General features: G+C 31.4%; 15 protein-coding genes and 1 tRNA gene. 7 read left to right on the forward strand and 9 right to left on the reverse strand.

The window, feature by feature from the left end; all coding sequences use genetic code 11:
- From J9309_RS03650 to J9309_RS03680, 7 genes are all read right to left on the reverse strand, one after another.
- Positions 1 to 1,578 carry a S41 family peptidase gene (locus J9309_RS03650; RefSeq protein WP_230477152.1) on the reverse strand — a complete coding sequence of 526 codons (1,578 nt, stop codon included), beginning with the start codon at positions 1,576 to 1,578 and terminating at the stop codon, positions 1 to 3.
- Positions 1,578 to 3,200, reverse strand: a complete 1,623-nt coding sequence (locus J9309_RS03655; RefSeq protein WP_230477153.1) for a S41 family peptidase — start codon at positions 3,198 to 3,200, stop codon at positions 1,578 to 1,580. Before J9309_RS03655 ends, J9309_RS03650 begins: the two co-directional genes overlap by 1 nt.
- A gap of 62 nt (positions 3,201 to 3,262) precedes the next feature.
- Positions 3,263 to 3,865, reverse strand: a complete 603-nt coding sequence (locus J9309_RS03660) for an HD domain-containing protein (RefSeq protein ID WP_230477154.1) — start codon at positions 3,863 to 3,865, stop codon at positions 3,263 to 3,265.
- Positions 3,858 to 4,313 carry a 5'-nucleotidase C-terminal domain-containing protein gene (locus J9309_RS03665; protein ID WP_230477155.1) on the reverse strand — a complete coding sequence of 152 codons (456 nt, stop codon included), beginning with the start codon at positions 4,311 to 4,313 and terminating at the stop codon, positions 3,858 to 3,860. Before J9309_RS03665 ends, J9309_RS03660 begins: the two co-directional genes overlap by 8 nt.
- Positions 4,246 to 5,274, reverse strand: coding sequence for a bifunctional UDP-sugar hydrolase/5'-nucleotidase (locus tag J9309_RS03670; protein ID WP_230477156.1), 1,029 nt, complete (start codon positions 5,272 to 5,274; stop codon positions 4,246 to 4,248). Before J9309_RS03670 ends, J9309_RS03665 begins: the two co-directional genes overlap by 68 nt.
- 59 nt (positions 5,275 to 5,333) lie before the next feature.
- On the reverse strand, positions 5,334 to 7,397 hold the full coding sequence (locus tag J9309_RS03675; protein ID WP_230477157.1) for a S8 family peptidase: 2,064 nt from the start codon (positions 7,395 to 7,397) through the stop codon (positions 5,334 to 5,336).
- 25 nt (positions 7,398 to 7,422) lie between these two features.
- Entirely contained in the window at positions 7,423 to 7,560 is a 138-nt protein-coding gene (locus J9309_RS03680; protein WP_230477158.1) for a hypothetical protein, read from the reverse strand.
- Positions 7,561 to 7,940: 380 nt separating this feature from the next.
- On the opposite strand from J9309_RS03680, the gene J9309_RS03685 reads away from it, so the two are divergent.
- The 7 genes from J9309_RS03685 (at position 7,941) to J9309_RS03715 (ending at position 14,664) form a co-directional block, all read left to right on the forward strand.
- Positions 7,941 to 8,468: a 30S ribosomal protein S16 gene (locus J9309_RS03685; protein ID WP_230477159.1), complete on the forward strand. Its 528-nt coding sequence runs from the start codon at positions 7,941 to 7,943 to the stop codon at positions 8,466 to 8,468.
- 24 nt (positions 8,469 to 8,492) lie between these two features.
- A complete protein-coding gene (gene rimM / locus J9309_RS03690) occupies positions 8,493 to 9,017 on the forward strand; it encodes a ribosome maturation factor RimM (protein WP_230477160.1) in 525 nt (174 codons plus the stop codon).
- 144 nt (positions 9,018 to 9,161) lie between these two features.
- Positions 9,162 to 10,844: a glutamine--tRNA ligase/YqeY domain fusion protein gene (locus J9309_RS03695; protein WP_230477161.1), complete on the forward strand. Its 1,683-nt coding sequence runs from the start codon at positions 9,162 to 9,164 to the stop codon at positions 10,842 to 10,844.
- A gap of 105 nt (positions 10,845 to 10,949) precedes the next feature.
- Positions 10,950 to 11,651: a RadC family protein gene (radC, locus tag J9309_RS03700; RefSeq protein ID WP_230477162.1), complete on the forward strand. Its 702-nt coding sequence runs from the start codon at positions 10,950 to 10,952 to the stop codon at positions 11,649 to 11,651.
- 102 nt (positions 11,652 to 11,753) lie between these two features.
- Positions 11,754 to 13,124: a histidine--tRNA ligase gene (gene hisS / locus J9309_RS03705; protein WP_230477163.1), complete on the forward strand. Its 1,371-nt coding sequence runs from the start codon at positions 11,754 to 11,756 to the stop codon at positions 13,122 to 13,124.
- A 49-nt stretch (positions 13,125 to 13,173) separates the two neighbouring features.
- Positions 13,174 to 14,097, forward strand: a complete 924-nt coding sequence (locus J9309_RS03710; protein WP_230477164.1) for a PfkB family carbohydrate kinase — start codon at positions 13,174 to 13,176, stop codon at positions 14,095 to 14,097.
- 102 nt (positions 14,098 to 14,199) lie between these two features.
- A complete protein-coding gene (locus J9309_RS03715; protein WP_230477165.1) occupies positions 14,200 to 14,664 on the forward strand; it encodes a hypothetical protein in 465 nt (154 codons plus the stop codon).
- 35 nt (positions 14,665 to 14,699) lie between these two features.
- Here the strand turns inward: J9309_RS03715 and J9309_RS03720 are convergent.
- Together J9309_RS03720 and J9309_RS03725 are read right to left on the reverse strand one after the other, a co-directional pair.
- Positions 14,700 to 14,773: transfer RNA gene (locus J9309_RS03720), tRNA-Arg, on the reverse strand.
- An 86-nt stretch (positions 14,774 to 14,859) separates the two neighbouring features.
- On the reverse strand, positions 14,860 to 15,459 hold the full coding sequence (locus J9309_RS03725; protein ID WP_230477166.1) for an LURP-one-related family protein: 600 nt from the start codon (positions 15,457 to 15,459) through the stop codon (positions 14,860 to 14,862).
- Between the last annotated feature and the right edge of the window lie 43 nt (positions 15,460 to 15,502).

Below are 15,502 nucleotides of genomic sequence, written 5' to 3' on the forward strand. Positions count from 1 at the left end.
TTACTTCACAACTGATTTTAATTCAATATTATCATTTTTAATATCATTTAAAATCCAACGAATTTGTGGATCAACTTTGTTTAGTTTATCCTTAAAAGTAGTTTTAATTTCTTTGTGAGGATAAATTCCATGTCCTATCGTATCCGTTTCAAAATAATTCGGTTTCAAATAAATTGTGCCAATTTGTAACTTTAATTTTGAATTTGGCAATTTGTATTTCGGCATTAAACCTGCTACACTTCCATTTGCATCACCACCTGTTTCTTCACCAACAAAATAAGCTCTATTAAAACCTTTCAAATTTGAGGAAATTATAGCCGAAGCAGAATATGATCCGCCGTTGATTATCACATACAAATTACCGTTATAAACATTCTCTGGTTTAGTCGATTTTATGCGACTTAAAGCTGGTTTGATATAGTTTTCATTTTTCTGATTTTTTGAAGTAATTCCATAAGAAACCAAAGAAATTGGATAAGCCAATGGCAATGTAACATTTGGAAAAACGTTTACAATTGCTCGTTGAAAAGAAGAGGAATTCACCACTAATTGTTCACCTAAATAATCGTGTTGATTAGGCACAAAATAAGAAAATAGTTGATACGAATCTGCCAAGCGACCACCACCATTGTTGCGAAGATCTAAAACAAGATTCTTAACTTTATAATCCTTAATTATTTGGAAAGCATTTTTATAGTCATCGTTATATTTGCCATAACTAAATGTCGAAACTTTTAAAACAGCAAATGCACTATCATTTGTAGGAAATGACAACGTTTTGGCATAAGATTTTGATACTTTATTGTAAGAAAATTGGAAATTTTTAATTTTCGGAGCATCAACTTTAGGCTTTGTAACAGCAATTTTTATTGTGTCTTTTTGATGTTTTTTCTCTTCTGTTTTCTTTTCAAATTTTCTACCGATTATCTTTTGATAAGATTCTCCATTGTACGAAAAAGTATATAAAATAGAATCTTTCACTTGCGATTCTAAGGTATAAAAATAATTAAAGAAATTACGATTTAAGCGATTCTCAAAATAGGTTTCATTAAAGCCATCACCATAAAAAGTATTCTTGTATTTCTCTTTCAAATAATAGGGCGAAATCGAATCAATTTTTAAAATTATAGAACCTGGTTTTATACCTAAATCCTTTTCAGAAGTACTTAAAACGTATAATGAATCTTTCTCCCAATAAGTAGTTAATTGACCAAATGGTCCAACAGAATTTTTAATTCTTTTCAACTCATTTTTTTCCGATTTTCTAAAGAGCGGAATCACATCTGTATGGCCATGACGAAGCTTTCGAATCACAGGTTGAATCTTAGTATAAAACTCGTTTGGTTTTAAGGGTTTATGAAAAGACTGTTTTAAAGAATCAAACTTATAATCAATCGAATCTTGAGGAAGATACAAATCTAGCTTCACATGATTTTTTTTCAATTTCTTATAAATATAATCCACGTCTTGTTGCAGTTGATCAACGGGAATATCTTTTTCAATATGCGCATTGAATCGACTAACCGACTGACAACCGTACATTAGAAGTAATCCTAAAACAAAAACAATTTTATTCATTACTTATTTCCAGCTTCTATATTATTCAAAATCCATTCTAATTGTGGATCTTTTTGTTGTAATAAATCATCAAAAGTAATATCAATCGGGACATTCGGAATTACTCCACGACCTTTTAACTCTCTGGAAGTATTTGGCGTAAATGTCATCATTCCAATTCCTAATTTTATTTTAGAATTTGGTAATTTATAAAAATCTGTAACACCCGCAACCGTTCCATTGTAATCACCTCCAGTTTCTTCTCCTACAAAAATTGCTTTACCTTCGTTTTGTAACGAAGCAGCGATAATTGATGAAGCTGAATAAGACATTCCATTTGTTAAAACATACAAATTTCCTCTGTATTTATTATTTTCGTTTAACATCTGTTTCTTACTATTCACTCGATAATAATAAGCATCATCTTTTTTGTGCGTTCTAAAGAAATCGTTAATCGAATTTCCTATAAAAAATGGTAAAAACAAAGTATGACTTATAATGTTTGGATTACGAAAATTAAGAGCTGCTTTAGCTGTTTTTGAATTCACTTTTACATCATTCGTTATAACCATTTGAGGCTCATCTCGTGTTGTTAAAAATGAATATAAATGGTTAATATCAGTTGGATAACCACCTCCATTATTTCTAATATCTAAAATTAGATGTTGAACGTTGTGTTTTTGAATCGAATCAAAAATAAATTTATAAGCTTTTTTATGATAGCCTGCAGTAAAAGATTTAATCTTTAAAACAGCTATTGTGGAATCATTTTTAACTGGAAATTGTAATTCTCTTAAATAAGATTTTGTTGATTTTTGAAAAGCAAAAGACTTGTTAACCTCTCTCTTATGTTTCGCTTTTTGAATCGCAATTAACTTTTCTTCTTTCGTTATTTTTTTCTTAGGTTCTACTTTTTTTTCTGTTTCTACCGTATCTTTTTTTACAGCATCTTTTACATTTTTATCCTTCTTTGTATATTCTCTTTTTACTATTTGTGTAAATATTGAATCGTTCTTTTTTAAGGTTAAAACCAAAGAATCTTGTGGAGCAAGTTCGCGTGACAGATAATTTGAAAAATAACGACCGTAATAATGTTTTTGAAAAGTTGTAATATAACCATCGCCTTTTCTAAAATCTTTGTATTGATTATAGAAATCTTGATAATTGATCATATTTACGGCTAAAACTTCTGAATTTATAGCAATTGTTGTGTCTTTTGAAAAACTTTTTTCTAAAATTAAACGATTATCTAAAGATTTGAATTGTAGTAAACCAATTGGACCTTTTGAATCTTTATATTTCTTTTTTTCTTCTTTTTCAAAACGTCTCCCCAAAGATGTAATATGTGTATGGCCATGACCTAATGAAGCTACAACACGGGAAAATTCTCTCGAAAAATCATTCGGTTTCATCGGTGAATTTACCGATTTTCTAAAACTATCAATCTTGTTTGAAATTTCATTTTTAGAATAATACCAATCTACATCAACATGTTTTGATAATACCTTCTTCTTTGCAAATTCGATGTCTTTGTGCAATTCATCAACAGAAATTTCTCGATTCATGTGTGCATTATGCTTTTTAGCAGACGTACAAGAATATGCGCTAAAAAGGAGGAATAATAATCCTAAAAATTTATTCATTTTAATAATTAGCTTTAGAAATTTAAATAGAAAATTAAATCATCGTTAGATTTCTGATGAGTTTAAAAATTGACTTCTTTATAAAACTGTTGCACAAAACCTTCCATGTATGCATGACGTTCTTCTGCTATAGCTTTTGCTGTTTTCGTATTCATCAAGTCTTTTAATTTGAATAATTTATCATAAAAATGCTGAATACTTGAAGCGTTTTTAGAATTATCTTCTGGATTAAATAATATATTCCCCGTACTTCCACCGTATGCAAAACAACGCGCTATACCAACTGCGCCAATAGCATCTAAACGATCCGCATCCTGTACAATTTCTGCTTCTATAGTTGTCGGTTTATTTCCTTTACTATAAGAAACTTGAGATACAATTTCATTCACTTGATTAATCAACGAATCGTCTAAACACAAAGATTCCAAATAACTAGTTATTAATTCTTTCGATTTATCAACACCATCGTGTAATTTATAATCACCAATATCATGAACCCATGCTGCCAATTCTACCAAAAATGGATCAGCATTTTCTTTTTCTATAATCTTTCTTGCATTTGTAACAACACGCTCTATATGAAAATAATCGTGTCCTGTTCCTTCCTCTAAAAAAGTCTTTCTGATGTAAGATTGTACTTCTTTTAAAATTTCATTCTTATTCATGAGTAATTGTAATTCTATTTTCGATTGTAGGATTTATGATTTTTAATTGTTGAATATACTGCTTTAAAACGATATAATCTTCCAAAGAATCGATGTGATTTGAATCGATTAAAACCTCATCGTAAGTACTTAATTTACCAAAATTATAATCATTTAAGCACAAGCTATATAAAAAATCATCCTTTATATCATCAAATACAAGTTCTTTTGTTTCAGGATTCCATTGATATGTTGCTCCAGAAATCTGAATCAATTTTGGTTTTGAATTAGATAAATAAGAATGAATAAACTTTTTAAAATCTTTACCCAACAATTTCACAACAACTATTTTATTTCCAAAAGGTAAAAGCGTTCTAACTTTTTCCAAAGTAAAATCTCCCTTACTTACACTTTTGCGAATACCAGAACCATCTATAATAGCCAAATCTGTTTTGTAATGATTTCTCATTGCATCGGTTATTAAATTCCCTGCAAGAGATTCTTTTTTTTAAACTTTCGAACGCATCTAAATCAACTTTTAATTCTGCTAAATTTTCTTGTAAAATGGCATCAACTCTTACTTTAACTTTAAGTTCCATTTCCCTGAATTTTCGATCATAATTAACTTTAGAATCTAAAGCAATAATTTCTATGATTGGATTTTTATTCTGCGACAAATTAACTTTAGCAACCGAACTCATGTTACCCGCAGTTGCAATTATTGGAACATTATTTTGATAATGAATTTGGGTGTGATATTCTTCTAACTCTTCCGTTAATACAAGATTTATTTGTGGAAATTGATGAATTAATTGTTTATTTTTTTCTAAATCCATTTGCGTTACCGCAATAATTTGATCAATTGAAGTTAAATCAACAGATTTTAAAACTTTTTCTACAGACGAAAATAAATCAGCTTGCTGAACTCTTGCATCTTTCTTCGTTGTTTCCATCTGATCTGTTAATCCGATAAAAAGCAACGTTTGATTTTTAATTTTCTTTATGATGTAAGAAGGTAATTCATTAAATGGTCGTCCATTTTCATTGATTAAATTAGAAGTAAAAAACTGACCATTTGTAGACTGCATTAATTTTGTAAGATGATCTACACCATAATCAAATTCGTGCTGTCCGAAATTAAATAAATCAACTGGAATCTGGTTAAACACTGGCAACATATGCTCTCCTTTATAAATTCCACCATAAAGCACTCCACCAACAAAATCACCACCATGAATGGTTATTGTTTGATTATTTTCTTTCTTCGCTAAATCAACAACAGTTTTTAATCGTGCAACTCCACCTCTACCTCCAACAACATCGTCTAACTCGTATAATTGATGTGCATCTGTAAAGTAAATCAGTTGTACTTGTGCATTTCCTAGCAACGGAAACATTAAAAATAAAAGTATGTAATAAATTGATTTCATAAAAAAACTTCAACAGCTTAAAGCTATTGAAGTTTTTATAATTATTTCAACTTTGAAAGTTATTGTTTTACAATTTTTTTACTTGTTACTCCTTCATCTGTTGTAATATTTAATACATAAACACCACTTGGTAAAGAAGATACATTTACTTTTTCAGTTTTAGATGTAGAAATTAATTTTCCTGTTAAATCAATTAAATCTACTGATTGAATTGTTGCTTTCGTAACTATATTCACAACATCTTTGGCTACCGTTGGATAAACAGAAACTTTATCTTTAGATGCAATATCTGTAGTTGATAAAACTTCTGCATTAGCACCAGTAATTAATAACGTATAATATTGGTCTGCTGCTACACCTTCATCATTTACTAATTGTCCTTTGTTAGAAACTACAACTTTGTAATTACGACCAGCTACTGGCGTATTTATAACAACTTGTTCAATATTATCTACTGTATTATCACCTTTAACAGCTGCACCAATCGGATTAGATAAATCTAATTTCCAAGGAAAATAAACTTCGTTAGTTTCTGTATCAATTACACGTAAATCAAAATCATTTACAATTTTAGAAGAAGTGTCATTCATACGATCTAAAGTTCCTGCTGCAAATTCAGCTGCTGGATCAATCCAAGAAATTGTAACTTTTAATTCTTCACCTTCACGCCCTGAAACAACTTTTTCATCATTTACTCCAGAAACTTTAGTTTTTCTCTCTAAAGTATCTTCATTATTATGCGTTGATAAAACTACTTCAGCAGCTTTTAATCCGTCAAGTAATCCCCATCCGTGCCAGTTATCTGGCCCATCATGATTACCCGCTTCCATTGCAGTATGAGTTAAAATAGCTTTGACTTCATCTGCATAGAAATAGAATTCATTATCATTCGATAATAAACGTTTTAATTGAGTTATAGATCCAATTGCTCCTGTAACTTTTGGAGCTGAATAAGAAGTTCCATTTCCTCTTGTGTATGTACCAAGAGATGCTGGATTTGTACTTGAAATTGTCGCTGAAATAACTTGAGTTCCTACAGCTACTAAATCAGGTTTAATTGCACCATCTTTTCTAGGTCCTGCACTACTATAGCTCGAACGTTTAATTTCTGCTGAATTAGCAAATTTATAAGTCGATTGATCTAATGGTAAATCTATAGCTCCAACAACTATAATGTTTTTTGCTAATGATCCGTTTCCGATACAATATGCACCTGACGCACAATTTGCTACTGGAACTATTTCACCTTCTGCAAAAGTTGTATAGGCTCCATTTCCCCATCTGTATTTCGCATCATTTGGTCCTGGAACAGTACCAAAATAATTTCCTGAAGATTTTACAATCGAAAATTTAGGATCAGCATACACAATCATATCAATATTTGCATCATTTGATTGATAAGCTCCTGCTAATGTTTGTGAAGGACTTGTCATAATTGTAGTATTAACTGGATAATAATAACCAGCTCCAAGAGATCCTGCACTATCATAAGACCAACCATTGTTTACTCCATACGAATGATTGGAAATATACTCACCATATTCTAAAATCTTTGTGAAACGATTTCCATTTGATGTATCTGCGAATCCTGCGTGCTTTACAACAGCTTTAGGTAGTACTCCTTTTGCAATATTTGGGATATTGAATACAGTTCCACGACCTTCTCCCATGATAAAACCTGCTACAGAAGTTGCGTGAGAACTAAGACCTTGAGCACCATTTTCTAAATCGATAATACGAAATTGACCTGGATTAGCTAAGTCTCTAAACTCGTTATGATTATACAATACTGTTCCACCATCAAAAATTGCAATGCTCATGTTTTCACCATTTAGCGCAAAACCACCGACAGCTCCAGCTTGTAATTGCTCGATATTAGATGCATTATTAGCACGAAAATCATCAGATTGAACTATTGCAATATGATCTTTAGAAATTTCAGTGATAACATCTTTTTTCTCTTGTAAAAAAGTTGATCCACCTTTTGCTTGATAGCTATCAACTAAAGTATTTTTATTAATAGTTTCTGCATTAAAATTTTCTTTAAGACGTTCAGTAGTTTGAGCATTAACTCCTCCATATACAAGGGTAATCAATGCTAAAGAAAGTAGTTTTTTCTTCATGTTAATTCTTGTTAATTTATTATATTTATTTTACTTCAAGTTGATTAATCGGTGGAGCTTCATCTTCAGAATGTTTGTTTACATCCATTTTTTGAAACTTCTCTTTTAATTTTCTTTTTTTCTCTGAGATTGAATCTTCAATCGATTTCTCATTATCTTTCATTGTAGACTGTGTTTTAGTTCGACAACTTTTAAAAAATAGTAAAAGAAGCAAACTTAAACCTACAATTTTATAAATCCTTTTCATCTTTTAATTGCTCAAAAAATCATTTTTTAAAAATAATAAAAACTTTTACAAATTCTTTCATTTAACATTTAATCAAAAAACCTGAACAACAATTGTATAGACTAAAATAATACCCTTCTATAAAAAAATTATCCATAGAAATCGTACTCTTTATGATTTCTTTATGGAAAAGCTTCAAAAGCAAGAATTTATTTAATTCTGAATTTTTTATACATAAATATTATATCAAATAAAATTTATATCTTTGCACCTCAAATTGTAAAACGGGACGAGATCCCATAATAATTAGTTATACTATGGCTACAAAGATTAGATTACAAAGACATGGTCGTAAAGGAAAACCATTCTTTCACATCGTAGTTGCTGACTCAAGAGCAAGACGTGATGGTCGTTTCATCGAAAAATTAGGTACTTACAACCCAATTACTAACCCTGCAACTGTTGAATTAAACGTTGATTCTGCTGTTAAATGGTTATTAACTGGTGCTGAGCCTACAAACACAGCTAAAGCTTTATTATCTTACAAAGGTGCTTACATGAAGAAACACTTATTAGGTGGTGTTGCTAAAGGAGCATTCTCTCAAGAAGAAGCTGAAACTCGTTTCGCTGCTTGGTTAGAGTCTAAAGACGCTAAAATTCAAGCTAAAAAAGACGGTTTATCTGCTGATGCTACTGCTGCTAAATTAGCTGCTTTAGATGCTGAGAAAGCTGTAAATGCTGCTCGTGTTAAAGCTGCTCAAGAAGCTGAAGCTGCTGCACAAGCTGAAGAAACTACTGTTGAAGAAACAGAAGGTACAACTGAAGAAGTTGCTACAGAAGAATAATTTATAAGTTCAAGAAAAGATCCAATGACAAAGAATGATTGTTACTATTTAGGTAAAGTTACTAAGAAACATGGTTTTAAAGGTAATTTAATCATTCATTTGGATACAGACGAACCCGAATTATACGATACTTTGGAAGCAGTGTTCATCGAGCAAGATGGAACACTGGTTCCTTTTTTCTTTGAAACTTCTCAGCCTTATCAAGGAACTAAATTATTAGTGAAGTTTGAAGATATTACTCCAGAAGAAGCTGAACGATTAGTAAATCGTGAAGTTTATCTTCCTTTAACTACATTACCAGAATTATCTGGAACAGATTTCTACTATCACGAAATTATCGGATTTACAATTTTTGACCAATCAAATACTGAAGTTGGTACCATAAAAGCTGTAAACGATTCTGCTGCACAAGCTTATTTTGAAGTGGATGCACAAGGCAAAGAAATCTTAATTCCAATGATAGACGAATGGATTTTAGAACTTAACCGCGAAGAAAAAGCAATGTTGGTTCAAATTCCGGACGGATTATTGGATATCTATTTAGGATAAATTCCCTAACAAACACAATATCTTTTATATAGCACATTCTTTTACTATTGTAACTGAATTACTTTCGCATGCATAAAAACTAAATCTTTGGTCTTTATATTTATTGTCAATTCCGTATCTTTGCAAACTCAATCGTAAAAAACAATGGAAGAAGAAAAAAAATCTTTGAACTTTATTGAGCAAATCATTGAAGATGATTTAGCTAATGGGATGCCGAAAGAAAATTTACGTTTTCGTTTCCCACCAGAGCCAAATGGTTATTTACACATCGGGCACGCAAAAGCTATTTGCTTAAACTTTGGTTTAGGTGAAAAATACGGTGCACCGGTAAACTTACGTTTTGACGACACTAACCCAGCGAAAGAAGAGCAAGAATTCGTAGATTCTATCCGCGAAGATGTAAAATGGATGGGATTTGAGTGGGCTGAAGAACGTTATGCTTCTGATTACTTCCAGCAGCTTTACGATTGGGCTGTGCAGATGATCAAAGACGGAAAAGCATATGTTGACGACCAATCATCTGAATTAATCAATGAACAACGTAAAACTCCATTCGAACCTGGTATTGATTCTCCTAACCGTAATCGTTCTGTCGAAGAAAATTTAGAATTATTCGAAAAAATGAAAGCGGGTGAATTTGAAGAAGGTTCTCACGTTTTACGTGCAAAAATCGACATGACATCGCCAAACATGAATATGCGCGACCCTGTTATGTATCGTGTTTTAAAACGTCCTCACCACCGTACAGGAGATACTTGGAAAATTTATCCAATGTACGACTGGACACATGGAGAGTCTGATTATATCGAAGGGATCTCTCACTCATTATGTTCTTTAGAGTTTAAAAATCACCGTGATTTATACAACTGGTACAAAGATCAAGTTGAGATTGAAGGTCAACCTCAAAAACCAAAACAACGTGAATTTGCGCGCGGAAATGTATCTTATATGATTACTTCTAAGCGTAAATTAATGAAATTAGTAGAAGAAGGTATCGTTACTGGATGGGACGATCCTCGTATGCCTACAATTTCTGGTTTACGTCGTCGTGGGTATACTGCAGAAGCAATTCGTAATTTCTGGGAAAAAGCAGGTATCGCTAAACGTGATAACGTATTAGATATTTCTTTATTAGAATTCTCTATTCGTGAAATTTTAAATAAAACTGCTCCACGTGTTATGGCAGTTGTTGATCCTGTTAAAGTAGTAATTGAAAACTATCCAGAAGGACAAGTTGAAGAATTAACTTTAGAGAATAATCCAGAAGACGAAAACGCAGGTTCTCGTATAGTTCCATTCACTCGTGAAATTTACATCGAGCGTGATGATTTCATGGAAGAAGCACCTAAAAAATTCTTCCGTTTATCTTTAGGTAACGAAGTTCGTTTAAAAGGAGCTTACATTATCAAAGCTGAACGTGTGGAGAAAGATGCGGAAGGAAATATCACTACAATTTTTGCAACTTACGATGCAGATACAAAATCAGGAAGTGGTTCTGAGGCATCTAAACGTAAAGTAAAAGGAACATTACATTGGGTTTCTGCAACTGAAAATATTCCAGTAGAAATTCGTGAATACGATCGTTTATTTACAGTAGAAGCTCCGGATGCAGAAAAAGATGTAGATTTCTTACAATATGTAAATCCTAACTCTTTAACTGTAAAACAAGGATTTGCGGAACCAGCTTTAAAAGATGCAAAAGTGGAAGATAAATTCCAATTCCAACGTATCGGATACTTTGCTTTAGACAAAGATTCTACAGAAGATAAATTAGTTTTCAACCGTACAGTAACTTTAAAAGATACTTGGGCGAAAATCAATAAATAAAAATTTCCTCTTTAATATAGAAAGCTCGAACGTAATTGTTCGAGCTTTTTTTATTTAATCAATTATTAACCAAATATTTATTCATTTTGATTGTAAATTATTGAAATGAAAGATTACAATCAGAGCAAACAATCGATAAAAAACTGGAATGAAGATGATCGTCCACGCGAAAAAATGGCTTTAAAAGGTAAAAGTTCATTATCTGATGCTGAATTATTGGCAATAATTATGGGAAGTGGAAATCGTGAAGAATCTGCAGTAGAATTAGCGAAAAGAATTTTGCAAACAGTAAATAATAACTGGAATGAATTAGCAAAATATTCAATAACTGATTTATGTAAATTTAAAGGAGTTGGCGAAGCAAAAGCCATTTCAATCATCACAGCTTTAGAAATTGGACGAAGACGAAACACGCAAGAAGTTTTGGAACGAGCAAAAATCACCTCAAGTCACGATGCTGCTACAATTTTACAACAACAAATTGGTGATTTACCAACCGAAGAATTTTGGGTGATGTTCCTTAATCAAGGGAATCGAATAATTAAAACTGAACAAATTTCCCGTGGAGGAATTACACAAACTTCAGTCGATGTTCGTATTGTTTTTAAACGTGCTATCGAATTGATGGCCACCGCAATCATACTTTCGCATAATCATCCCTCTGGAAATTTGAATCCGAGTGAATCTGATAAAAACTTAACTCGAAAATTTTCTGAAGCGGCAAAATATTTAGACCTACAAGTTTTAGATCATATTATTGTGACACAGAAATCTTATTTTTCCTTTGCAGATGAAGGATTTATGTAAAATGATTTTTTTCAACTATTTATAACAGAATTCATATTTTAAAAATCGGTTAAAAGTTGAATTTGATGTATTTTTGCATGTTAAATTATTAGAAAAACAAAAATGGCAGTTCAAAAACCATCGATTCCAAAAGGAACTAGAGATTTTTCACCTTTAGAAGTGAATCGCCGTCAATATATCATCAATACAATCAAAAAACAATTCGTTTTATTCGGATTCTCTCCGATTGAAACTCCTTCATTCGAAAATTTATCGACTTTAACTGGTAAATATGGTGAAGAAGGTGATCGTTTAATCTTCAAAATTTTAAATTCAGGAGATTATTTAGCTAAAGTTGATGAACAATTATTAACAGAAAGAAACAGTCAAAAAGTAATTTCTCAAATTTCAGAGAAGGCTTTACGTTACGACTTAACTGTTCCGTTTGCACGTTACGTTGTGCAACATCAAAACGAAATTACATTTCCTTTTAAAAGATACCAAATTCAACCTGTATGGCGTGCAGATCGTCCTCAAAAAGGTCGTTTCCGCGAATTTTACCAATGTGATGCTGACGTTGTAGGATCTGATTCTTTATTACAAGAAGTTGATTTTGTACAATTATACGATACAGTTTTTACAGAATTAAAAGCGCCGGTTGAAATTCATATCAATAACCGTAAAATCTTATCTGGTTTAGCGGAAGTAGCTGATATTTCAGCTCAATTAATTGACTTTACAGTTGCTTTAGATAAGTTAGATAAAATTGGTGAAGAAGCGGTAAAAGAAGAAATGCGTGGAAAAGGAATTTCTGAACAAGCGATTGAAATTTTATCACCTTTATTCAATATGAATGGAGATTATAAAACTCAATTTGCTCAATTAAAAGAAATTTTAGCCACTTCTGAAACTGGTTTAAAAGGAATCGAAGAATTAGAATTCGTTTTTGAAAATACTGAAAACATCGGATTACAATCTGCAGAATTAGTTTTAAACTTAACATTAGCTCGTGGTTTAGATTATTACACAGGTGCAATATTCGAAGTGAAAGCGAAAATCGGTGAATTCTCATCATCAATTGGTGGTGGAGGTCGTTACGACGATTTAACTGGAATTTTCGGATTAAAAGATATTTCTGGAGTTGGAATTTCATTCGGATTAGACCGTACATATTTAGTATTAGAAGAAAATAATTTATTCCCTGCGTTAGAGGATACAACTAATATCCAAGCTTTATTCATCAACTTTGGACAAAAAGAAGCGAGTGAAGCGATGAAATTAGTAAAACAATTACGTCAGCAAGGAATTAATACAGAAGTATATCCAGATGATACTAAAATGAAAAAGCAAATGGGATATGCGGACAAAAAAGGAATTAAGAAAGTAATTTTATTAGGAGAAAAAGAAATCCAAGAACAAAAAGCAACCGTAAAAGATATGATTACGGGTGAACAAACTGAAGTTGCTTTTACAGATTTGGTAAATGCTTTATAATCTGAAAATTACTTAATATATTTGCAAACTATTTAATTTACAAGATAAAATGAGTTTATTAACAGTAGGTACAGTTGCCTTCGATAAATTAGAATCTCCTTTCGGGAAAACAGATAAAATTTTAGGTGGAGCAGCAACTTATATCAGTATGGCTTCTTCTTTATTAGGAGTTAAAACTGGATTAGTTTCTGTAGTAGGTGGAGATTTCCCACAGGAATACATTGATTTATTAAAATCGAAAAATGTAGATTTAGCAGGTTTAGAAATTGTAGCTGATGGTAAAACTTTCTTCTGGGAAGGTAAATACCACAACGATTTAAATACGCGTGATACATTAACTACAGAGTTAAACGTATTAGAAACTTTCAACCCAGTTGTTCCTCAGGATTGGAAAAATGCTGATGTATTAATGTTAGGAAACTTACACCCATTAGTACAAGCAGGAGTTTTAGAGCAAATGGAAAATCGTCCTAAATTAGTTGTTTTAGATACAATGAATTTCTGGATGGATTGTGCTTGGGAAGATTTAATGGCAGTGATCAAAAATGTTGATGTAATTTCTATCAACGACGAAGAAGCTCGTCAAATGTCAGGTGAATACAGCTTACGTAAAGCAGCTCGTAAGATTGCTTCTATGGGACCAAAAACTGTAATCATCAAAAAAGGTGAGCATGGTGCTTTATTATTCCAAGACGAACAAGTATTCTACGCACCAGCATTACCAATGGAAGAAGTTTTCGATCCAACAGGAGCCGGAGATACTTTCGCTGGAGGATTCTCTGGATACTTAGCAAAAACTAACGATTTCTCTTTCGAGAACATGAAACGTGCAATTATCTTCGGATCTGCATTAGCTTCTGTAACTTGTGAAAAATTCGGTACTGAATCTTTACAAAATTTAGATGTTGAAGCTTTAAATGATCGTTTAAACGATTTCCGCGAATTAATGCGTTTCGAGCAAATTGAATTTTAATCCAAATTGGATCAAGATATTTTAAATCCCTTTCTAACGAAAGGGATTTTTTTTATGGCTTAAATTTTGTTTCTTTTTTCCCTGAAACCAATTTTATAAACTATGAAAAATAAAATTATACTTGTTCTTCTACTTGCATTTTTATCGTTGTTATCAGGAATATTAATTTCAAAAATGTCATTATTAAGCAAAGCTGGAATTACATTTATTTACAATGAATATAGCATACTAAAATCTTGGTGGAAAACGGGATTAATTATGTTCGTTATTCAAATAATTATCTTTTTCATTTTAAGTATTATACAAAAAAACACAGATAAAAAGGTTAGATATTATGGTTTTCCTTTAATTATAATCATCATTGGAACTGTTGGATTTTATATGACGTATTTTAATTTTACAGAAACTTCCAACCGATTAATGAACAATAGTTTTAAAATAGGATTTTATTTATTTTGGCTAACTTGGATAGGAAATAGTCTTAGCTTTTTTTTGAACAAAAAGCCAAATATTATTACTAAAGAAAGTGTTGATATTTTATCAGATCAAGAAAATATGCACCAATAAAAAAAGCTCATCATTTTTGATGAGCTTTTCTTTTGTGACGTCGGCAGGATTCAAACCTGCAACCTCTTGAGCCGTAATCAAGTGCGCTATTCAGTTGCGCCACGACGCCATTTCCAACAAGAAACTGTTGTTCTTATTTTGGACTGCAAATATAAGGCAGATTTTTGAAACTCCAAATATTTTTAATTATTTTTTTTAACCTCTGTTACGATCTGCAATTAATAGCATCATATAAGAAAGTATAAACAACTCGTACTGTTCTGGTTGAGCTTTATAATTTTCTAATTTAAATTTTCTACCAAAAAATGAAGGTTCCTTAGAAATTTCCATTAATTCAGTTCCATTCAATTCTTTTAGTACATATTTTGGATTAAATACATATCCTGAAAAGAATCCTAAAACCGGAATTTGCCCCAACAATCCGTCCATCATTCTTACTAAACCACTACGTTCATTAATCGTGAAAATATGATTATCATTCGCATCATATAAATGAAAAGTAGCTGTCCAAAGAGATTTTAAAGTCTTACGACGCGCTTTTCCAACCACTTCTCCATTTGCATTTGTAATTGTAAAAGTCTGCTGAAAATCGATTAATTTATTCGAGCGTAATTCGTATAATATCTCCGTTTTATTTGAATCTTTATACACTTTAATCACATCTCTCCAAGAAAACATTTTTTCTCTTACATAGAATACCGAGTTTCCATTTGCATCAGAAACTGTAAAATCGTTTGAAAAAGTCGCGATATGAAATTTAAAATCTAAAGGAAATTGTAGTTGATTGATTGACATATTTTTATCGTTATATATTATCAAAAATAATGAAATAAGTTAA

This window comes from Faecalibacter bovis (genome assembly GCF_017948305.1).
GTDB classification, from domain to species: Bacteria; Bacteroidota; Bacteroidia; order Flavobacteriales; family Weeksellaceae; genus Empedobacter; species Empedobacter bovis.